Here is a 21,484-nt window from a genome sequence, read left to right as displayed (position 1 = left end):
CTCTTGCATCAGTGTGCCTTGAGGTTTTTCAGTTCGACCTGAGCCGCGCCTTCGGCAGCGGTGGAGATCTGGCCGATGACCCAAGGCTGCTCGCCGGCTTCACGCAGGACGTTCAGCGCGGTTTCGACGTGTTCTTGCGCCACGCAGATGACCATGCCGACGCCGCAGTTGAGCACGCGGTGCATTTCGTTTTCGTCGACGTTGCCTTTTTCTTGCAGCCAGTCGAACACGGCAGGACGGGTCCAGCTCGCGACGTCAACCACCGCTTGAGCGCCTTTTGGCAGAACGCGCGGGATGTTGTCCAGCAGGCCACCACCGGTGATGTGGGCCATGGCCTTGACGGCGCCGGTTTCCTTGATCAGCTTGAGCAGCGGCTTCACGTAGATACGGGTCGGGGCCATCAGCAGGTCGGTCAGCGGCTTGCCGTCGAGCTGGATGTTTTCGATGTCGGCACCGGACACTTCGATGATCTTGCGGATCAGCGAGTAGCCGTTGGAGTGCGGGCCGGAAGACGGCAGGGCGAGCAGGGCATCGCCGGCAGCGACTTTGGAACCGTCGATGATTTCGGATTTTTCCACGACGCCGACGCAGAAGCCGGCCAGGTCGTAGTCTTCGCCTTCGTACATGCCAGGCATTTCAGCGGTTTCGCCGCCGACCAGGGAGCAACCGGACAATTCACAGCCAGCGCCGATGCCGGTCACGACCTGGGTCGCGGTTTCGACGTTGAGTTTGCCGGTGGCATAGTAGTCGAGGAAGAACAGCGGCTCGGCGCCGCAGACCACCAGGTCGTTCACGCACATGGCCACCAGGTCGATGCCGATGCTGTCGTGTTTGTTCAGGTTCAGTGCCAGGCGCAGCTTGGTGCCGACGCCGTCGGTGCCGGAAACCAGCACAGGCTGCTTGTAGCCGGCCGGAATTTCGCAGAGGGCGCCGAAACCGCCCAGGCCGCCCATGACTTCCGGGCGCGCAGTGCGCTTGGCGACGCTCTTGATGCGTTCGACCAATGCTTCACCGGCGTCGATGTCTACACCGGCGTCCTTGTAGCTCAGGGAGGGTTGCTTGCTCATGATCCAGGCCTTTAGGGGGGATTCAGGGGTAACGACCGAGTCCAACGGGACCACTTGTACAGGCGAGGGCGATTGCCGAGCGCAAATTCAAGGGCCCGGCTGTTGCCGGTCTGCGAAGGCGCGCGATTTTATCAGGCTTGAGGGGCAGCGGCCATCCTCAGGCCGACAGCAGGGGCATATCGGCTGAAAAAAACTGTAATTGCCGGGGTTGGTGCAATCGCGCAGGGCTGTATAAGGTAGCGCTATAAACCGTCTATCGTTATGGCAGTGCGAAAAACTTACCCGGGCCGTGTGAATGTTTTGCATCGGGCGAGGGTCACAGCCTTGTTCGATTGTCTTCATGCGGTCTGTTCCAGCCGCTCTTGTCGTCAGGAATTCTCCATGCGTTTTTTCAAATTGCTGTTTATGGGCGGTTTATCGTTGGTCAGCCTCGCCAGTCATGCCGAAACCGTCAAAGGCCTTTATCAGGTGCGCGAGCCTGTCAGCAGTCAGGCGCCCGAGGAGCGCGATCAAGCCACCCAGCGCGCGCTGAATACATTGGTGTTGCGTCTGACCGGTGATCCCAAGGCGGCGCAAAGCCCGGGGTTGGCGGCGCTGCGCAAGGATCCGCAACAGATCATCAGTCAATTCGGTTTTGATGCCGGCCCGCCGGAAGTACTGAAGGTCGATTTCGACCCGGCCACCACGGAGCAGGCGTTGCGCCGTGCCGGATTGTCGCTCTGGGGCGCGAACCGACCGTCGATCCTGGGCTGGTGGTTGAACGATGCCGCCGAGGGCTCGAGCCTGGTGGGCGATGGTCAGGCCAGCGCGACGCCTTTGCGCCGCGCGGCACAATACCGTGGTTTGCCACTGCGCTTGCCGCTGGCGGACTTGAATGAGCAGATCGTTGCCACCGCACCGAATCTGGAAGGCGCGGATCCGGCGCCGTTGCGCGGTGCTTCGGCCCGTTACAACGCCGATGCCTTGCTGGCCGTGCATGCCCGTGAAGAAGGGGGGCAGTGGCAAGCCAAGTGGCGCTTGTGGCTGGGCGATCAGAAAGAGGCCGGCAGTGTGCAGGGCGCGGATCAGGCCGCCGTGGCCGATGCCGTCATGTTGGCGGTCAGTGCGCGTCTGGCACCGCGGTTTGTGGTCAAGCCGGGTGCTTCGAGTGAACAATTGCTGGAAGTGCAGGGCATGAACCTGGAGCGCTATGCGGCCCTTGGGCGTTTGCTCGAACCTTTTGGTGCGCGTCTGCAAAGCGTCGACGGCGACCGGATTCTCTATCGGGTCAATGGCAGCGCCGAACAGTTGAAGGCACAGTTGTCCCTGGCCAGGTTGCAGGAAGTTCCGGCCGGTGAGGCGCCAGCCCCCGCGACCCCTGCCCAGCCCTCGGTTGATGGCTCGGTACCTGTCGTGGCGCCGGCTCCGAAACCGACGCCGCAGCTGCGTTTCCGCTGGTAAGTTGTTCTTTCCTTATATAGAAGCTGGAGTGGTTCATGGCCGATACGCGGCGTTGGTTCTGGTTGGGTGGGGTGATCCTGCTCTGCGCGTTTGTCTGGCTGTTGCATCCGATCCTCACGCCATTTCTGGTCGCGCTGCTGCTGGCCTATCTGTTCGACCCTCTGGTGGATCGGCTGGAGAAAGCCGGTTTGTCCAGGACCTGGGGCGTGATCGCGGTGTTTGCGCTGTTTACCTTGATCTTCACCACCTTGCTGTTGGTGTTGGTGCCGATGCTCGCCAAGCAGTTGTTTCGCTTGTACGAACTGACGCCGCAGATGCTCGACTGGTTGCAGCACAGCGCACTGCCCTGGGCGCAATCGAAATTTGGCCTGTCGGACGGTTTCTGGAAATTCGACAAGCTCAAGGCAGCGATCAGCGAACACATGGGCCAGACCACTGACATTGTCGGTGTGGTGCTGAGTCAGGCGACGGCTTCCGGGCTGGCGTTGATTGCTTTGCTGGCCAATCTGGTGCTGATCCCGGTGGTGGTTTTCTACCTGTTGCGGGACTGGGACCTGATGATGGCCAAGATCCGCGGTTTACTGCCACGTGATCGGGAAGAGCGTGTGGTGACGCTGGCCGGTGAGTGCCATGAAGTGCTGGGTGCATTCGTGCGCGGGCAGTTGCTGGTGATGGTGGCGCTGGGCGTGATCTACGCGGCGGGCCTGATGCTGTTAGGGCTGGAGTTGGGGCTGTTGATCGGCCTCATTGCCGGTCTGGCCGCGATCGTGCCGTACATGGGCTTTGTCATCGGGATTGGTGCGGCGTTGGTTGCCGGCCTGTTCCAGTTCGGTGGCGACCTGTACCCCATGGTTGGCATCGTCGCAGTATTCATGGTCGGTCAGGCGCTGGAAGGCATGGTGCTCACGCCGTTGCTGGTGGGGGACCGGATCGGTCTGCATCCGGTGGCGGTGATCTTCGCGATTCTGGCGGGGGGCGAGCTGTTCGGCTTTACCGGCGTGCTTCTGGCATTGCCGGTGGCGGCGGTGATCATGGTCCTGGTGCGTCATGTGCATGATTTGTACAAGGATTCAGATATGTACAGTGGCGTCGACGAGCCTGATCTCTGAGGTGGGTTGACGGTTGCTCGGGGGCGGCCTGGTTCATCGCCAGGTTGGCCCGCCTCTGTTGCATGGCTATCGCCCTTGGCGCCAAAGAAACTGTCATAAAACCAGTGCGTTAACGCAAACCGTTGATTTTGCTTGTGGTCTGTCGCATTGTGCGGTCAGCTTCACGGGTATAAACTTCGCAAACTTTACACAGAGGCCACTAACGGTTCCCCTGGAACTGTTCAGTCAGCATGAAACCGATTCAGCTGCCCCTAGGTGTGCGTCTGCGTGATGACGCTACCTTTATCAATTACTACCCAGGCGCCAATGCCGCTGCACTCGGCTATGTCGAGCGGCTATGCGAAGCCGACGCCGGCTGGACCGAAAGCCTGATTTATCTCTGGGGCAAGGACGGGGTAGGGCGTACGCATCTGTTGCAGGCGGCCTGTCTGCGTTTCGAACAGTTGGGGGAACCGGCGGTGTATCTGCCGTTGGCCGAGCTGCTGGATCGTGGCATCGAAATCCTCGACAACCTCGAACAATACGAACTGGTCTGCCTGGATGACCTGCAGGCGGTTGCCGGGCGTGCGGATTGGGAGGAGGCGCTGTTCCATCTGTTCAACCGTCTGCGTGACAGCGGTCGGCGCCTGTTGATCGCCGCTTCGACGTCCCCGCGTGAGCTGCCGGTCAAGCTGGCGGATCTCAAATCCCGCCTCACCCTGGCCCTGATCTTCCAGATGCGCCCGCTCTCCGACGAAGACAAATTGCGCGCCTTGCAACTGCGCGCTTCTCGTCGCGGCTTGCACCTGACCGACGAAGTCGGGCATTTCATCCTGACGCGTGGCACTCGCAGCATGAGTGCGCTTTTCGAGTTGCTTGAGCGCCTCGACCAGGCGTCTCTTCAAGCCCAGCGCAAGTTGACGATCCCGTTCCTCAAAGAAACGTTGGGCTGGTAAAAGGCCATGCCTGACGCAGGTTTCGGCAGTTTTCAGACGTCAGAAAATCTGCATTCCTACAGGTCAGCAGGCTGCGCAACGACTAAATGGGGCTTAAGCGCTTAGATGTAATCGAGAAGCAGGAAAGTCACATCAAGGTCGATTGAATTTGCAAATGAGCATGATTGCGGGCATAGTCGCGGCTTCTTTTATAACTATCAGCCACGGTCGTGCCCATGCTAATGCGCTTCGCACCCCTCGTGCCTCTCGCACTCGTCACCCTGTTGTTCGGTTGCGCTGCTCATTCTCCAGTGCCCCAGCAAGAGCAAAAACAGCAGGTTATCAATTCAGTTACCGCCCAATCGACTTCCGTTCTTCTGCAGGAAGCGATTGAGCAAGAGGCGGCCACCGATAAAGAACTGGCCAGCTTCGCCAATGGCAAGTCGTACCAGCTTCCGGTTCTGGCCGACAGCATCCTCGAACGCGGCATGGCCCTGATCGGTACCCGTTACCGTTTCGGTGGCACCTCCGAAGCCGGCTTCGATTGCAGCGGTTTTATCGGTTATCTGTTTCGTGAAGAGGCCGGTATGAACCTGCCGCGCTCCACCCGCGAAATGATCAACGTCGACGCCCCGCTGGTCACTCGCAGCGATCTGAAACCCGGTGACTTGTTGTTCTTCGCCACTAACGGCCGTCGTGGGCGCGTCAGTCACGCCGGGATCTACCTGGGCGACAACCAGTTCATCCATTCCAGCAGCCGCCGCAGCGGGGGTGTCCGGATCGACAGTCTGGGCGACAGCTACTGGAGCAAGACCTTCATCGAAGCCAAGCGCGCACTCGCGATGGCGCCAACGACAGGCCCGGCGATCGTCACGGCACGCAAGTAAGCGGACATTTTGTAGGGTGAACTTAAAGTCTTACTTGAAGTTTGCCACGCAGCAGCTAAAATCCTGATCTAATATTGATGGCAAACCGCCTGCGTCCTGCGCAGGCGGTTTTCTTTTCTGCCCTGTCGGTGGAAAAAGCCGCAGCCAGATCAGGATGTTCTGCCTATGACGATGTCGGCCCGCCTCGCAATCCTGTGCTTCGCAGCGCTGCTCAGTGCCTGCGCCAGCCGCACACCGCCGCCACCGGCGCCGGTGATTCGCGCGCCGCTGATTTTCGGTCCCTCCCAAGCCTTTTCTCCCGCCGCCGAAGACGTACTGTTTCGTGCGCTCGGCCTCGTCGGCACGCCGTATCGGTGGGGCGGCAACACGCCAGATTCGGGCTTTGATTGCAGCGGGCTGATCGGTTACGTCTACCGCGATGTTGCCGGTATTTCCTTGCCGCGCACGACTCGCGAGATGATCGGCATGCAAGCGGCCAGTGTCGGCAAGGAAGGCCTGCAAACCGGCGACCTGCTTTTTTTCGCCACCAATGGCGGCTCCCAGGTCAGCCACGCCGGGATCTATGTCGGCGAAGGTCGCTTCGTCCATGCCCCGGCCACTGGCGGTACGGTGAAGCTCGACAGCTTGTCCAAGGCTTATTGGCAGAGAGCCTACCTGAGCGCCAAGCGTGTGCTACAACCAGAGCATCTGGCCCATAACCCATAGATTGCAGAGTCTGGTCATGACCGCTCGCACGCTCAATCTCGATGATGCCCTGTATCAATACCTGCTCGACGTCTCCCTCAGGGAGACGCCGCTGCTCAAGCGCTTGCGCGATGAAACCCAGGCGCTGCCCATGGCGCGTTGGCAGGTGGCGCCGGAGCAGGGGCAGTTCCTCGCGTTGCTGGTGAAACTCACCGGCGCCAGGCGTGTACTGGAAGTGGGTACCTTCACCGGTTACAGCGCCTTGTGCATGGCAGCGGCGTTGCCGGATGAGGGTTCGCTGATCTGCTGCGACATTCCCGGCGACTACAACGCTACCGCGCGCCGTTACTGGCAGGAAGCGGGTCTGGCGCAAAGGATTGATCTGCGGTTGGCGCCTGCGCTGGAAACCCTGGCCGAACTGGATTGCCCGGGACAGTTCGACCTGATCTTCATCGATGCCGACAAGGCCAATTATCCGAGCTATCTGGAGCATGCGTTGCGTTTGCTGCGGGTCGGTGGCCTGGCGGTGTTCGATAACACATTGTGGAGTGGGCGGGTGCTTGAGGAGAATCCTGAAAGCGCAGACACCCGGGCCATCCAGGCGCTCAATCTGGCCTTGAAGGATGACTTGCGGGTGGATCTGTCGTTGTTGCCGTTGGGGGATGGGTTGACGCTCTGTCGTAAACGTTAAACGCGATCCCTGTGGGAGCGGGCTTGCCCGCGATTGCGGTGGGTCAGACAGCATCAATGTTGAATGTGCCGGCCTCATCGCGGGCAAGCCCGCTCCCACAGGTCATGTGTACAGCTATCGCGCTGTCGACACCCGCCACACCTTGTTCCCCACATCATCAGCCACCAGCAATCCTCCCTGCCGATCAATCACCACCCCTACCGGGCGGCCCATGGCTTTTTCGTCGTCGGTGAGGAATCCGGTGAGCACATCAACCGGCTGTCCGACCGGTTTTCCCGCGCTGAATGGTACGAAGATCACCTTGTAACCACTGTGCGGATCGCGGTTCCACGAGCCATGCTGGCCGATGAATGCGCCCTCCTTGAACTGCGTCGGCAGAGTGTTGCCTTCAGCAAAGGTCAGGCCCAGCGATGCCGTGTGCGGGCCGACGGCGTAGTCCGGCGCAATGGCCTTGGCCACCAGGTCCGGATTCTGCGGGGTCACGCGTGCATCGACATGTTGTCCGTAATAGCTGTAAGGCCAGCCGTAGAACCCGCCGTCCTTCACCGAAGTGATGTAGTCCGGTACCAGGTCGCTGCCGATTTCGTCACGCTCATTGACGGCTGTCCACAGCGCACCGCTCTGGGGTTCCCAGGCGAGGCCGTTGGGATTGCGGATCCCCGAAGCGAAGATCCGATGGTTGCCGGTGGCGCGATCCACTTCCCAGATCGCCGCGCGACCTTCTTCCTGGTCCATGCCGTTTTCGGCGACATTGCTGTTGGAACCCACCGTCACGTACAGCTTGCTCCCATCCTTGCTGGCGATGACGTTCTTGGTCCAGTGATGATTGAGCGTGCCGCCCGGCAGATCGACCACTTTGATTGGCTGCGACTTGATCGCCGTATCGCCATCTTCATAGTGGAAACGCAGCAAGCGGTCCGTATCGGCAACGTACAGGTCAGTTCCGACCAGGGTCATGCCGAACGGCGAATTGAGGTTTTCCAGGAACACCGTACGGGTTTCGGCAATGCCGTCGTGGTCCTTGTCCCGCAGCAGCGTGATGCGGTTCGGGCTCGGTATGGCAGCACCGGCACGACCCATGACTTGCTTCATGACCCAGCCTTTAACGCCTTTGCCATCATCGGGCTTGGGTGGCGCATTGGTCTCGGCGACCAGCACGTCGCCGTTGGGCAACACGTAGAGCCAGCGCGGGTGATCGAGGCCTTCGGCAAAGGCGGCGACCTGAGTTCCCGTCGCCGCGACGGGTTTTGCGCCGTCCGGCCAGCCGATCGCCGGGGCGATGTTCACCGTCGGGATCAGGGTCTTGTTCGGTTCTGGCAGCTTGGGCGACGGACCGGTGCCGTCCATGACTTGCAGGCTGGAGGTTTCACCACAGGCGGCGAGCCCTCCGGCGAGCGCGATGACGAGAACGAGCTGGGGCTTGCGCATGCTGATCTTCCCTATGGACGCGTTGATACAATCATAGAGAAGCCGGGAGGTGCGATGGTTCAACCGGTCAGTCGCGAGCCTCTTTCTCAATTGACGCTCCACCCCCAACCCTCTAACCTTCGCGGCTTGTTTCAGGTGCTCTGTGGCCATGGCCGACAGAGTGAAACAGGGAAGTCGGTGAGTGACTGTCTTCGAACGATGAAGAGTCATGATCCCGACGCTGCCCCCGCAACGGTAAATGAGTGAAGACTGCGCCTTGAGCCACTGTGTCGAAAGCCGACATGGGAAGGCGCGCAGTCAGGCCAGCGCCGCTCATGAGCCCGGAGACCGGCCTGATCCATCCAGCGGCATCACGGTGGGCGATGCCAGGCTTTTTGCCGTCTATTCTTGTGCCTGCCCGCCGTTATCCAGCCTCAACGGAGAGCTCCCCCATGACTGATACCCCCGATCGTGATGAACGTCACCTGGCGCGCATGCTGCGCAAAAAAGCCGTGATCGATGAACGCATTGCCAATTCCCCGAACGAATGCGGCCTGCTGCTGGTGCTGACCGGCAACGGCAAAGGCAAGAGCAGCTCGGCCTTTGGCATGCTCGCCCGATCCCTGGGCCATGGCATGCAGTGTGGCGTGGTGCAGTTCATCAAGGGCCGCAACAGTACCGGCGAAGAACTGTTCTTCCGCCGTTTTCCAGAGCAGGTGCGGTTTCATGTGATGGGCGAGGGCTTCACCTGGGAAACCCAGGATCGCCAGCGTGATATCGCTGCCGCCGAAGCCGCATGGGCAGTGTCCCGCGAACTGCTGAGCGATCCGTCCATCGGTCTGGTGGTGCTCGATGAGTTGAACATCGCCCTCAAGCACGGTTATCTCGACCTCGATCAGGTGCTCAGTGATTTGCAGGCGCGTCCGCCGATGCAGCATGTGGTGGTCACCGGTCGCGGTGCCAAACCGGAAATGATCGAGCTGGCCGACACCGTCACGGAAATGGGCGTGATCAAGCACGCGTTCCAGGCCGGTATCAAAGCGCAAAAAGGCGTCGAATTGTGAGTCAACCACGTCATTGCCCGGCGGTATTGATCGCCGCGCCGGCCTCCGGTCAGGGCAAGACCACCGTCACCGCCGCGCTGGCCCGCTTGCACCGCAATCAGGGGCGCAAGGTGCGGGTCTTCAAGTGCGGCCCGGACTTCCTCGACCCGATGATTCTCGAGCGCGCCAGCGGTGCGCCGGTGTATCAACTGGACATGTGGATGGTCGGCGAGCAGGAAAGTCGTCGACTGTTGTGGGAAGCCGCAGCTGTTGCCGACCTGATCCTGATCGAGGGCGTGATGGGGCTGTTCGACGGTACGCCGTCCAGCGCCGATCTGGCGCGGCACTTCGGTGTGCCGGTGCTCGGAGTGATCGATGGTACCGCGATGGCCCAGACCTTTGGTGCACTGGCCCTGGGGCTGGCGCGCTATCAGCCGGACTTGCCGTTTGCCGGTGTGTTGGCCAATCGCGTGGGCACGTTGCGCCATGCGCAGTTGCTCGAAGGCAGCCTGACTGAAGGCTTGCGCTGGTATGGCGCCTTGTCCCGGGAGACCGGGATCGAACTGCCGAGCCGGCACTTGGGGCTGGTTCAGGCCAGCGAGTTGAACGATCTTGATCTGCGCCTCGACGCAGCGGCCGATGCCCTGGCCAGCAGTTGCGAGGTGGCGTTGCCGCCGGCAGTGGAATTCGCCGCCCCCGATGTGATCGCTGCCGAGCCTTTGTTGGCCGGCGTGCGGATTGCCGTGGCCCGTGACGAAGCCTTTGCCTTCACCTACGGCGCGAGCCTGGATCTGCTGCGAGCCATGGGCGCCGAGTTGCTGTTTTTCTCGCCGATCCGTGATACCGGATTGCCGGAGGCAGACAGTCTCTACCTGCCGGGCGGTTATCCGGAATTGCACCATGTGGCACTGTCACAGAACACATCGATGCTCGACGCGATTCGCGCTCACCATGCCGCGGGCAAACCGTTGTTGGCCGAGTGTGGTGGCATGCTTTATCTGCTGGATTCGTTGACCGATGTCGAGGGCACTCGTGCTGAACTGGTCGGCTTGCTGGCCGGAGATGCGGTGATGCAAAAGCGTCTGGCGGCGTTGGCCCTGCAGGCGGTTGAGCTGCCGGAAGGTTTGTTGCGTGGGCATACTTATCATCATTCGCTGACCAGCACCGGGCTTGAGCCGATTGCTCGTGGGTTGAGCCCGAATGGCGGGCGTGGGGCGGAGGCGGTTTATCGTGAGGGGCGGATGACGGCCTCTTATGTGCATTTTTATTTTCCGTCCAATCCATCGGCGATTGCCGCATTGTTCGCGCCTGACCTTGAAGCCGCCATCGCGAGCAAGCTCGCTCCCACATTAGAAAGTGTGTTGCCTGAAGAAACGCGGTCCACTGTGGGAGCGAGCTTGCTCGCGAAGAGGCCATGACTGACAACGCATTCAGCCAGGCCGAACGCGAAGCGGTTTACCGTGCGATCGCCGAACGCCGCGACATGCGCCACTTCAGCGGTGGCACCGTCGCGCCCGACTTACTTCGACGCCTGCTCGAAGCCGCCCACCAGGCCCCGAGCGTGGGCCTGATGCAGCCCTGGCGCTTCATCCGCATCAGCGACCGCGCCTTGCGCGGCAAAATCCAACAACTGGTGGAAGAAGAACGCATCCGCACCGCCGAAGCCCTCGGCGAGCGCAGCGACGAATTCATGAAGCTCAAGGTCGAAGGCATCAACGACTGCGCTGAAGTGCTGGTCGCCGCGCTGATGGACGATCGCGAGCGCCACATCTTCGGCCGCCGCACCTTGCCGGAAATGGACATGGCCTCCTTGTCCTGCGCGATCCAGAACCTGTGGCTGGCGTCCCGTGCCGAAGGACTGGGCATGGGCTGGGTCTCCTTGTTCGAGCCGCAAGCCCTGGCCGACTTGCTGCAAATGCCCGGTGGCGCCAAGCCGTTGGCCGTGCTTTGCCTGGGCCCGGTAAAGGAATTCTATCCGGCACCGATGCTGGCGCTCGAAGGCTGGGCGCAGACGCGTCCGCTCGGCGAATTGCTGTATGAAAACTATTGGGGAGTGAATCAATGAGTGTGGCGTTATTGAGTGTCGCCGCGGTGGCGCTGGATGCGCTGCTCGGTGAACCCAGACGCTGGCATCCGCTGGTGGCGTTCGGCCGTTTTGCCGACCGGATCGAGCAACGTTTCAACAGCGAAGGTCGCGGCTGGCGCAGTCACGGCGTCACCGCCTGGGTCATCGCGGTCGTGCCGCTGACCTTACTGGCCACGGCTTTATCCTGGGCGCCTTATGTCGGCTGGATCGTCGAAATCCTCGCGCTCTATTGTGCCCTCGGCATGCGCAGCCTCGGTGAACATGTCGAGCCAGTGGCCAAGGCCTTGCGCAGCGATGATATTGAAGAAGCACGCAAACGCGTGGGTTATCTGGTCAGCCGCCAGACCAGCGAACTGGATAAAACCGAAGTCGCCCGCGCTGCCACCGAATCGGTGCTGGAGAACGGCAGCGACGCGGTATTTGCCGCGCTGTTCTGGTTCGCCGTGGCGGGGGCGCCCGGTGTGGTGCTCTATCGTCTGAGCAACACCCTCGATGCGATGTGGGGTTACCGTAACGACCGCTTCGAACGTTTCGGCTGGGCCGCGGCCAAGATCGACGACGTGCTCAACTACATTCCCGCACGCCTGGTGGCGTTGACCTACGCGCTGCTCGGCAAGACCCGCCTGGCGTTGAGATGCTGGCGCACCCAGGGGCCGACCTGGGACAGCCCGAATGCCGGGCCGGTGATGGCCGCCGGGGCTGGCGCGCTCGGCGTCGAGTTGGGCGGGGCGGCGATCTATCACGGTGAACTGCATCAGCGCCCGCCACTGGGTGAAGGCCCGCCGGCGGATGCCGACTCCATCGACCGTGGCTGGCAATTGGTTAAGCGCGGGGTATGGTTATGGTTGCTGATCCTTTGCGTGGGAGCTGAATTCTATGCTTGAGCACGGAGGTCGATTGCGCAAGGCGGCGCTCGAATACGGCATCGCCGAAGCCGACTGGCTGGACCTGTCCAGCGGACTCGCACCCTGGCCGTTTCCGGTCGCGCAGGTGCCGTTGCGCGCCTGGGCGCGGTTGCCGGAAACCGATGACGGTCTGGAGCAGGCGGCCTGCGACTACTACGGCGCCGCACAAGTGCTGCCGGTGGCCGGTTCGCAAATGGCGATCCAGCTGTTGCCGCGTTTGCGTCGCATCGGCAAGGTCGGCGTGCTCTCGCCCTGTTACGCCGAGCACGCCGAAGCGTGGCGCCGCAGCGGCTATATCGTGCGTGAAGTGCTGGAGCAGGAAGTCGACTTCTTCCTCGACAGCCTCGACGTGCTTGTGGTGGTCAACCCGAACAATCCCACGGGCCTGAGCCTGACCCCCAGTCGCCTGCTCGACTGGCATTCGAAACTGGCCCAGCGCGGTGGCTGGCTGGTGGTGGACGAAGCGTTCATGGACAACACGCCGCAGCTGAGCCTGGCGCCTTTTGCCCATCAGGTCGGGTTGATCGTGCTGCGTTCCTTCGGCAAGTTTTTTGGTCTGGCCGGCGTGCGCCTGGGGTTCGTGCTGGCCGAGCGCAGGCTGCTCAAATTGCTGGCCGAACAGGTGGGGCCGTGGGCGGTCAGCGGACCGACCCGGATAGTGGGGCAGGCCTGCCTGCTGGACACCGAAGGCCACGCTCGCCAACGGCAGCGCACCGAAGCGGCCAGCGAGCGCCTGGCGCGGCTGCTGGCACAGTACGGTTTCGCACCCCAGGGCGGTTGCGCGCTGTTTCAATGGCTGATCACCGAGCGTGCCGAAGCACTGCATGAGTTCATGGCCCGGCGCGGCATCCTGCTGCGGTTATTCACCCACAACAGCAGCCTGCGATTCGGCTTGCCCGCCGATGAGGCCGACTGGACACGTCTCGCGCAAGCGTTCGACGCCTATGCCAAGGAAAGCCAATGACTACGTTGATGGTGCAAGGCACTACATCGGACGCCGGTAAAAGCACGCTGGTGACGGCGCTCTGTCGCTGGGTCACCCGCCAGGGCGTCAGCGTCGTGCCGTTCAAGCCGCAGAACATGGCGCTCAACAGCGCCGTGACTGCCGATGGCGGCGAAATCGGTCGCGCGCAAGCGGTGCAGGCCCAGGCGGCCAACCTTGAACCGCACACCGACATGAACCCGGTGCTGCTCAAACCCAACAGCGATACCGGCGCCCAGGTGATCATTCATGGTCGCGCCGTCACGACCATGAATGCGGTTGCCTATCACGACTACAAAGCCATCGCCATGCAAGCGGTGCTGGCGTCCCATGCACGGCTGAGTGCGGCTTATCCGGTGGTCATGGTCGAAGGCGCCGGTTCGCCGGCCGAGATCAACCTGCGTGCCGGCGACATCGCCAACATGGGGTTCGCCGAGGCGGTGGACTGCCCGGTGGTGCTGATTGCCGACATCAACCGCGGCGGGGTTTTTGCCCATCTGGTGGGCACGCTGGAGTTGCTGTCGCCGAGTGAACAGGCACGGGTCAAAGGTTTCATCATCAACCGTTTTCGCGGCGACATCGCGTTACTGCAGCCGGGGCTGGATTGGCTGGAGGCGCGCACCGGCAAACCGGTGATCGGCGTCTTGCCCTATGTGATGGACCTGCACCTGGAAGCCGAGGACGGTATCGATCAGCGCCAGACCGACAAGGCGGACCAGGTGCTCAAAGTGCTGGTGCCGGTGCTGCCGCGGATCAGCAATCACACCGATTTCGATCCGCTGCGTCTGCACCCGCAAGTGGACCTGCAATTCATCGGCCCCGGCCAGGCTATCCCGCCCGCCGACCTGATCATTCTTCCCGGTTCGAAAAGCGTGCGCAGCGATCTCGCGTATCTGCGGGACAATGGCTGGGACACCGCCATCAGTCGTCATCTGCGTTATGGCGGTAAAGTGCTGGGCATCTGTGGTGGCCTGCAGATGCTCGGCGAGCAGGTGCATGACCCGCTGGGCCTCGAAGGTGCGCCCGGGTCGAGCGCCGGTTTGGGTTGGCTGGCGTTCGAAACCCAACTGGAACAAGAGAAGCAGCTGCGCAATGTCCGCGGGCGTCTGGCGCTGGAAGATGCGCCGGTCACTGGTTATGAAATCCATGCCGGGGTGACCACCGGACCGGCGCTGGAAAACGCCGCTGTGCAGCTGGACGATGGTCGCTGCGACGGTGCGCAAAGTGTTGATGGGCAGATTTTCGGCACCTATCTGCATGGCCTGTTCGAATCGCCGGCGGCGTGCAGTGCGTTGTTGCGTTGGGCGGGTTTGCAGCAAGTGCAGGAAGTGGACTATCACGGGTTGCGTGAGCGGGATATCGAGCGGTTGGCGGATTTGGTGGAGAAGCATCTGGATACCCGGCTGTTGCGTGAACTTTGTGGGTTCTAGGACTGATGTGCTCTGACAAGGTGTCGCAGATTCTGGGCTGGGTGTTGAAGTCAATTTTCTAATGTTAGGTGTTTTTTTTTGACGGCTAATAGTTTTCGTGAAAATCAATACTCTCACCCAGAAATTATTTCTTCCAAGTGAGAGTGACTGTATTAAATGGATAGGCTAAGCAGTCTGTCGAGATCGCATTTTATGTTTGAGCTATTCTGATGAGCTTGCGCGACATCGATAGATGTAACCATCAGAGCTGGGGTTACAGGAGCGCTTCCGTAAATGCTGTATTCATCACTATGGAAGTGACGGGTGCAGGCATTGCTGGATGGATTTACTATCATTAATGCCTTGGACTGATTTTTACCGGTCCCCTGCTGATGGATGCCATGAATGTACTTCATCGTCAGTTCGGGCAGGTACGAAATAAATGCCTTTTCAGAGTCAGTATACTTTGCATCTATAATGATGTAGTGAGACTCGCTCCCTGCACGGGATACCTCTATCAAGAAGTCAGGTCGTCTCTGAGAATATGCTCCTCTATTGGATCGTGTTTTTAGTGAGCTTTTGCTTTGTTGTTGACTATCCCAAACGTTAGAAGTATACGACTTGCTCCAGCCTTCAGTATTTACAAGATTCTGCTGGGCAGACCTTGCATGACCTGCTGTCCAAATTTCTGGTTCATACATCAGACGAATGCTGCTCTGCCCTGCTTTGTACTCAAATAGATCTTGGCTACCATCATTGGCTGCCTTCATCATTTCAACACCATTTACGCTCATGCCATCCAAATGATTTTTGATCACGCAAAGCACGTAATACTCAAACAAGCGGGGAATATCCTTGATTGAGTTAAGTTCATCCTGAACCCCCCAATCAGGAGTGCCATATCGATGCCATGTGATAACTCTGCTGAATACTTGGTGGTAAAGGAAGTTTTGTTTGGCTTTCTGGGTGAAGTAGGGTAGGCCTGTTTCGATCTTGCTTACTGGGGTTTTCTTTTCAAGCCAGTTCCTCAAGCCTCGCAGATCGCTGATGATTTGATCACACTTTGCGATTTTATTGGCATTTATTACATCCGAAAATTTTTGTATCTGAGTAAAGAAGGATACATAACCCTCGAAATGACTGGTTGATGACGATTGTTTAGTATTATTGCTAGCTAGTTTTTCACGTATTTTATTGATCGCGATCATTAGCGATGCGATAAAGCCATGAATGACGTGGTTCTCATACAAGTCAGAGCTTTCAATTACGTGTGTTTCTACTATTTTTTTCGATCCGTATCGTTCATCTTCATAAATAAGCAGTGTGTTTTCGTGCGAGTCGATTTCATATAGATAATCTGGGTTTTCACTAATCCAATGTAAAGAAGATTCATCTATAAGGGTTTCTTCGTTTGGGGTTACTAAGCGCTCTGTCTGCCGAAGTTTTGTGATAGGCCGCATAACAATATCAGGTAAAATTTTCTTGAGGAAAATTATATTGTTTTGAATGCGGTCTAGCAAAAATTGCTCGGTACGACCCCCTTCCTTGAGTCCTGCTCGTAGTCGGGTGATTCTAATGGCGCTCGCCAAATCTTTGCCATCTTGTCGGGACAAAAACTTTAGCATTTCTGAAACTCTTTCCGCGTTAATTTTTTTTGCGAGCACCTCTATAGGTTGCATATGTAAAACAAAAGAAAATTGTGTTGAGTCATCAATTTTCTTCGCGGCTAGAGATAACTCAGCCAGGCCATAGTAGTTATGGAAAAAAGCCTCTTTACGTCCTCTATAGACTTCCTTAGGGTGCCACTCGTATAGCCAGCCATCAACATGCTCAACGCGAGTGCTGTAGGGGACTTCATTTTCATGAAGAACAAGGGTCAGATTTGGGACGTCCTGGTCAATTTTCGTTCTGAATACTAATACCTCATCCTCCTGAAAAATTATTGGAGTTTCTGCTTCGTGAGTGCTGCTGAGTAAAGCCAGCTTCTCCCCCCGTCGTCGTCCACTTATAATTTCAACTTCAAACATATCTATGTGACTCAGAAGAAAGAGTAAGAGTCTGAATAGTCATCGCCAGCATCAATAATGCTTGTAATGATTTTACGCGATACTGAATAGTCAAACTCATCCAGCTTCGCTTCCAGTTGTTTTAGACGTTCACGTAAGCCTTGGCCATGACCGCTGATGGCCGGGAGAATATGTTGGCTAATTGCAAAGTCAAGTGGTTGAGTCTTTTCGTAAGAAAGTTGATTGGCGATAAAGCAGTAGCGATTAATAGCGTTCGTCTTGCGCTTGCTATAGTGGATTTGCCCGCCCTTAATTGCCGAGGTGGACAAAATGTCTAGAACTTGTTTCAAGCGAACTTCATCTGCAATTTCTAAATAGTCCTCGTCATCGCGGGGAATAAAGGCATTTGCCAGTTCATTGTATGGGACTGCTCCATACAAAACATCGTTGCTTAGCTTGGAGCTAGTTACTGATGATTCATAACCGAGACTGATAATTGCTGCGCGATCAATCAGACGGTTCGAAAGTCCTTCCACTGTCGAGTCGTTATTGATGGTGCCAATGAATCGAAGGCTACTTGGAATGTCTATGTATCGACTCTTTTGACTATTGCCACCAATATCAATTTTATTTCCTTTCTCAAAATAGTCGCAGATTAGAAGAAAGTCAGACCAGTAATGTTCAATGCTAGATAGGTTCGCTTCATCGAGCAGGACCAGTTTCAGTGCGTCGAGATACTCGCCACCTTGAGTTGCTTGCTTGGAGAACGCATTCAGAAATTGGTATAGGCCGCTGCGTGATGGTTGATAGGAATTTTTAAGCGAGTTGAAGAAGCCAAGTAACTCTCGACTGGATGCCCATCCACGAGCAACAGATATGCTGAGGAAGTTGTCTGTCTCCATGCTGGACTTGCTCGAAGCAGTAAGGCCCAGGGAGTCTGAAAGTCGATTTACTGTAGACGTCTTTCCTGTTCCGGGTGGTCCAGCCATGATCGTTAGATAACTCTGCATGACTGTAATTACAATGTTTGCCATTTCATCATAGCTGTAAACTCGTCCATCTGAACCAGAGAACTTGTCTTTTAAGTCATTAATATAAGAAATGCGAGACTCGCCTCTAACTTCAGCGGGATATGCAGCTAAAGATAGAGGCATAACATCCTCTTGTTCTGCGCTATTAGAGCTCCCACTCAACAATTTTTTTACCATGTCAATTTCAACCATTTTTTGACTGGCCATGGTTGGATTTGTAATAAAGGTCTGCTGTTGCTCGACAAGCTGTTTTAGTTTGCTAAGATCTTCGTTCTTGATCTCTATGTGTGTTTCTAGTTTTTTGATTTGTTCTTTTCTTTTGTTTATTTCTTTATAGTCGCCCAGCAATTGTCGGAGTTCTGTAAGTTGTTTTTCGTTGTTCTCGATCTCTTCGACTATCTGCTTGTTTCTATCCCTCAGTGTAACTTCCTCCTCTTCGCGGGATTTAGTATTAATTTGCTCAATTTTGTCCTGAGCCTCTCGTTTGCGTCGCTCAAACTCTTCCTCAATTTGGCGCAATTCACTTCTCTTTGACTCTAGCTTACTTAAAACTTCAGCCGTTTCGCGCTCCGCTTTTTCCCGGCGCTCAGTTTCACGGCTCTCAATATTTTTTATAGTTTCTCTCAGCAAAATTTCTTTGTTGCGATCAACAAACTCGCCAAGGAAATTTCTTCCATCCTTGGTTTGGAGGTAGTTATTTAACACGTCATTGCCGACGCCCTCAAATGCTAGGTAGTCGTCAAGCACACTCTCAAGTCGAGCTGTTCTGTCATTGTCAGCTGTTACTTTATTTTTCTTTCGATAGGAGTTGATAAGACCTGCGAGCTTTGTTGCCTCAGTCTTCGTAAGGCTCCCTAGACCACGGCCAAAATCATTTTTGGCAAAAAGACGAATTAGGGCTGCATCAGAAATATAGTCTTGGAGATCATAAGGGACTGATTCCTTTGCTTTTTTCATGGAGGTAAAATACAACCTCTCCGGACCACTAGCCGAAGTCCTTAATACCATCCCGGCGCTTTCTAAATCACTTAGTACAAACTGAGCTACATAGTGTGTGCTCAGAGATAAAGGGGTTACGCTTTGCAATGGAGTTATCAGATAAGAGTCTTCATCGCCTTGGGACACAAAAGGTCCGGAAACGATACCGCCATTTAGGATGAAAAATGGTTTGCCTCCTACGTCCACGCCAGGACCATGCTCTACCCGACCAGATGCAATGTTTGGTAAGTCCATCTTAACTATCGGTACATAGGTGCTTGCCTCCAGTGCGGTACTATAGAACCCCATGGAATAATATTTTGAGCGTCCCGGTGCACCATAACTCTCTTCCAGGTTTGCCTCTTTTACATCGCTGAGCGCAAAAAGCTCGCCGTCTGCAAAGGTGGAATTAATTTTTTGATATTCCTTCGAAATGAAAATCCTATTATTGCTTGGATAATCCTCCGGGCTGGCTGGTGTAATTGTACCATCCTCATGTTCTATGGCTACGGGTATTACAGTCCCTTTATCGTCAGCGTTAAAATTGTACGAGGCCTTAAAAACTAGTGTTCTTTCCATGCTACCCTTCGATCATCAAATGTTGTTCATATTTTATATTTTATATTTTATATTTTTAATACCTACATAAGAGTTCTGCTCCATTTTGTAAGTTTACACATGGTCCCTCCGGTCCAAAAATTGGTGCGCTACGACTTCAGTTTGAGGCAAATGTATCATGCTGCAATACCGCTACTCCTGTCATTCAATCAATCGGAGATTTTCATTTTGCAGCGTATTTGTAAACAGTTATTCGGCCGATCGAATGCAATCCGGCCAATCGTGGCTACATCTAGGCAAGTTGAGGCCTGGGAAACTTGCCTACAGGGCATTGGTGAGAGCTATCGCTCTGCGAGGGCAGAGGGGGTGGACCTCAAATAGGAGGAGCCGTTAGTCACCCTCTCAAGGTCCACCGAGACGGCAGCATTCGGTCGCTCAGGGCGGCGCTGATTTATCGACCCTCCCGCTACTCCTCGTTGTTCCCTGGCTCACCACTGTGGCACGTCCTGATCCCCACAGGAGCATCCGCCATTGCGCGGAGGGATTCGTGTGTGGGTGTGGTGCCTTGTTGTGGTTGTCTTGAGTGTAAATGATGTCCTAGGAGCAATCCTTGGACGTTTTTTTTTGTCCGCAGAAAAGGAGGTGTACGATGCAGATATTGCGAGATTCAAAATCGATAGAGGAGGGGGTTAGGTCATGGCTTGAGCCTGAGCTGAATGAGCTATTGGCTGTTCATGTCAAACGTCTTAACGAATATGAGGGTTACGACCTAAGTGAGTTGGTTAATTTCATCGTGTTTGAAGAGTGCGATACCGTCGCGGATCTGGATGCCGCCTTGGGCTTCCCTATCATGGCTAATCGCTTCGATGGCTGCCGGTATGGAGAACCAGGCTTCAGCCCTTCATGGGAGGCCATCGAGGAACACATTAACTGGTTTGAGTTGGTTTATGTGCTCAGTGACGATGGATTCGGTGTCGTGGTGTTCGTACCAAAACACGCTGATCCGGAACTGCTCCAGATGCTCCAGCAATACGCCCGCCAATAACCCGTCCTACCTGTTACGGCCATTCGGCCATCTTATTTGAAAGGCCCCTAAAGCCCTTCAATTCCTCGGTACACCAATACCCATCCATCCCTGTATCTCATTTCTAAACTTGAGAGGTATCACTATGTCCATAGAATCTGTATCCGAAACTGAAAACCAATCCTCATCCGTAACAGGAGCATCATCTGAAGTCGTACCAGAGCCTGTGCCTGGAACCACCCCTGGAACCATTCGCCTTGATGATCAAATCCGTGTTCTGAAAAGTGGTAGCTGTCCCTCCCTGACCGGTCGATCCACCTTGGGCTACCAGCTGGGCTGCAAAGGGGAATCTGAGCTGTACCTGAAGCTGGTCAGCAACACCGGCAGCGGCTTTTTCAGCAAGGAGTGGATTCCGTGTCTGGTGATCGAGCAATTGATCACTGGTGCTGCTGAGCTCACTTCAACGTCCTTCAAGACCCTCTTTCCAAACAAGTCTGTCAATACCGGAGGCTTTGTCATGGCGGTCATCAAGGCGTTGGGGTTGATTCAGAACAAGGTGGAGAACAGTCGTTGGCATGAACACATTAAGGGGATGACATTTGAACAGGTAGCAATCGAGGCAATGGTGCAGGAGGATGAAGCGGAAAAGTCAGCGGCTACCAAAGGTAAACGCAAACATAAGGAGGCTTGAGGTATGTGGTCGATTACCTCGGCGTTGATCTGTGCTGCTGTCTTGGGCATGTGGTTTCCGGCGACTCGTTGGCTGGGCATCTCCAGTACAGCAGTGTTGAGCTTCCTATACCCATGGCTGGGCATTCCGCTGGTATTGGTAGTGGGATGGTCCTTCTACTTCTTCCGTATCCGCTAAAAGGTATCCTGATCCACTCGGCCAGGGCAGATCTGCCCGGTTTCTACACCACCCCCGTACTATCCCCGCAACACTGACCTTCCCCACGCTCCAGATCTGAACTCCCTTTCCTTGTTGTTGATCAGCCATCGTACGGAGGGATACCTGTGTCTGGCGTTTGGGGATTTCCCCTATGGAGCAGTGCCGATGGCCTGCTCCCTTATTTTTTTTGGAGACAAACCATGACTACCACATCATCACTCGAAGTGAACTGATCAAAGAAATAGAGAGTACTCACGACCCGTGTGCTCGTTCCTGACCAGCTCAAATCGGCCATTCTGTTGAAAAGTCGGCTTTGGTTTCCACGGTGTTGGCGCTGATTGAAAACTGACCCACTAACGGCTGTTCTATCGATT

The 21,484-nt window shown here is 56.5% G+C and carries 19 protein-coding genes and 1 riboswitch; of the genes, 15 read left to right on the top strand and 4 right to left on the bottom strand.

Annotated elements, in window-relative coordinates; genetic code table 11:
• Window positions 1-8: 8 nt before the first annotated feature.
• On the bottom strand, window positions 9-1,067 hold the full coding sequence (gene purM / locus ACA067_RS23830; protein WP_008148639.1) for a phosphoribosylformylglycinamidine cyclo-ligase: 1,059 nt from the start codon (window positions 1,065-1,067) through the stop codon (window positions 9-11).
• A 381-nt stretch (window positions 1,068-1,448) separates the two neighbouring features.
• Here purM and ACA067_RS23825 point away from each other — a divergent pair, with 381 nt between their 5' ends.
• The 6 genes from ACA067_RS23825 to ACA067_RS23800 all read left to right on the top strand — a co-directional run bounded on the left by ACA067_RS23825 (window position 1,449) and on the right by ACA067_RS23800 (window position 6,792).
• A complete protein-coding gene (locus tag ACA067_RS23825) occupies window positions 1,449-2,507 on the top strand; it encodes a DUF2066 domain-containing protein (RefSeq protein ID WP_497458770.1) in 1,059 nt (352 codons plus the stop codon).
• Window positions 2,508-2,542: 35 nt separating this feature from the next.
• Entirely contained in the window at window positions 2,543-3,616 is a 1,074-nt protein-coding gene (locus ACA067_RS23820) for an AI-2E family transporter (RefSeq protein WP_497458769.1), read from the top strand.
• Between the two features lie 230 nt (window positions 3,617-3,846).
• Window positions 3,847-4,551: a DnaA regulatory inactivator Hda gene (gene hda / locus ACA067_RS23815; protein ID WP_008033543.1), complete on the top strand. Its 705-nt coding sequence runs from the start codon at window positions 3,847-3,849 to the stop codon at window positions 4,549-4,551.
• A gap of 215 nt (window positions 4,552-4,766) precedes the next feature.
• On the top strand, window positions 4,767-5,417 hold the full coding sequence (locus ACA067_RS23810; protein WP_497458768.1) for a C40 family peptidase: 651 nt from the start codon (window positions 4,767-4,769) through the stop codon (window positions 5,415-5,417).
• 165 nt (window positions 5,418-5,582) lie between these two features.
• Window positions 5,583-6,122, top strand: a complete 540-nt coding sequence (locus ACA067_RS23805; RefSeq protein ID WP_497458767.1) for a C40 family peptidase — start codon at window positions 5,583-5,585, stop codon at window positions 6,120-6,122.
• A 16-nt stretch (window positions 6,123-6,138) separates the two neighbouring features.
• The gene (locus ACA067_RS23800; RefSeq protein ID WP_497458766.1) at window positions 6,139-6,792 is read left to right on the top strand and encodes an O-methyltransferase; all 654 of its coding nucleotides are present in this window, start codon (window positions 6,139-6,141) and stop codon (window positions 6,790-6,792) included.
• A gap of 114 nt (window positions 6,793-6,906) precedes the next feature.
• Here ACA067_RS23800 and ACA067_RS23795 read toward each other — a convergent pair whose 3' ends face one another.
• Window positions 6,907-8,220 carry a PQQ-dependent sugar dehydrogenase gene (locus ACA067_RS23795; protein ID WP_497458765.1) on the bottom strand — a complete coding sequence of 438 codons (1,314 nt, stop codon included), beginning with the start codon at window positions 8,218-8,220 and terminating at the stop codon, window positions 6,907-6,909.
• A gap of 116 nt (window positions 8,221-8,336) precedes the next feature.
• Window positions 8,337-8,570: riboswitch (cobalamin riboswitch) on the top strand.
• 81 nt (window positions 8,571-8,651) lie between these two features.
• Here ACA067_RS23795 and cobO point away from each other — a divergent pair.
• The 6 genes from cobO to ACA067_RS23765 are packed head-to-tail and all read left to right on the top strand — an operon-like array spanning window position 8,652 to window position 14,645.
• Window positions 8,652-9,263: a cob(I)yrinic acid a,c-diamide adenosyltransferase gene (cobO, locus tag ACA067_RS23790; protein ID WP_064679011.1), complete on the top strand. Its 612-nt coding sequence runs from the start codon at window positions 8,652-8,654 to the stop codon at window positions 9,261-9,263.
• Window positions 9,260-10,660, top strand: coding sequence for a cobyrinic acid a,c-diamide synthase CobB (locus ACA067_RS23785; RefSeq protein WP_497458764.1), 1,401 nt, complete (start codon window positions 9,260-9,262; stop codon window positions 10,658-10,660). The genes cobO and ACA067_RS23785 overlap by 4 nt, the downstream gene beginning before the upstream one ends.
• Window positions 10,657-11,307, top strand: a complete 651-nt coding sequence (gene bluB, locus ACA067_RS23780; protein WP_497458763.1) for a 5,6-dimethylbenzimidazole synthase — start codon at window positions 10,657-10,659, stop codon at window positions 11,305-11,307. The genes ACA067_RS23785 and bluB overlap by 4 nt, the downstream gene beginning before the upstream one ends.
• The gene (cbiB, locus tag ACA067_RS23775) at window positions 11,304-12,212 is read left to right on the top strand and encodes an adenosylcobinamide-phosphate synthase CbiB (RefSeq protein ID WP_497458762.1); all 909 of its coding nucleotides are present in this window, start codon (window positions 11,304-11,306) and stop codon (window positions 12,210-12,212) included. Before bluB ends, cbiB begins: the two co-directional genes overlap by 4 nt.
• Window positions 12,205-13,197, top strand: coding sequence for a threonine-phosphate decarboxylase CobD (cobD, locus tag ACA067_RS23770; protein ID WP_497458761.1), 993 nt, complete (start codon window positions 12,205-12,207; stop codon window positions 13,195-13,197). Before cbiB ends, cobD begins: the two co-directional genes overlap by 8 nt.
• Window positions 13,194-14,645: a cobyric acid synthase gene (locus ACA067_RS23765; protein WP_497458760.1), complete on the top strand. Its 1,452-nt coding sequence runs from the start codon at window positions 13,194-13,196 to the stop codon at window positions 14,643-14,645. The genes cobD and ACA067_RS23765 overlap by 4 nt, the downstream gene beginning before the upstream one ends.
• A 152-nt stretch (window positions 14,646-14,797) precedes the next feature.
• On the opposite strand, the gene ACA067_RS23760 is transcribed toward ACA067_RS23765, so the two are convergent.
• Window positions 14,798-16,651, bottom strand: coding sequence for a DUF2357 domain-containing protein (locus ACA067_RS23760; RefSeq protein ID WP_497458759.1), 1,854 nt, complete (start codon window positions 16,649-16,651; stop codon window positions 14,798-14,800).
• Window positions 16,652-16,662: 11 nt separating this feature from the next.
• Entirely contained in the window at window positions 16,663-19,218 is a 2,556-nt protein-coding gene (locus ACA067_RS23755) for a DUF8727 domain-containing protein (protein WP_497458758.1), read from the bottom strand.
• A 628-nt stretch (window positions 19,219-19,846) separates the two neighbouring features.
• Here ACA067_RS23755 and ACA067_RS23750 point away from each other — a divergent pair.
• The 3 genes from ACA067_RS23750 (at window position 19,847) to ACA067_RS23740 (ending at window position 21,089) form a co-directional block, all read left to right on the top strand.
• The gene (locus ACA067_RS23750) at window positions 19,847-20,242 is read left to right on the top strand and encodes a hypothetical protein (protein WP_497458757.1); all 396 of its coding nucleotides are present in this window, start codon (window positions 19,847-19,849) and stop codon (window positions 20,240-20,242) included.
• Between the two features lie 124 nt (window positions 20,243-20,366).
• On the top strand, window positions 20,367-20,912 hold the full coding sequence (locus tag ACA067_RS23745) for a hypothetical protein (protein ID WP_497458756.1): 546 nt from the start codon (window positions 20,367-20,369) through the stop codon (window positions 20,910-20,912).
• 3 nt (window positions 20,913-20,915) lie between these two features.
• The gene (locus tag ACA067_RS23740; RefSeq protein WP_497458755.1) at window positions 20,916-21,089 is read left to right on the top strand and encodes a hypothetical protein; all 174 of its coding nucleotides are present in this window, start codon (window positions 20,916-20,918) and stop codon (window positions 21,087-21,089) included.
• Window positions 21,090-21,484 lie beyond the last annotated feature (395 nt).

It is taken from the genome of Pseudomonas sp. LBUM1674, assembly GCF_059695635.1.
Note: the sequence above shows the minus strand (reverse complement) of the source record. Positions and strands in the feature narration are given on the sequence as shown.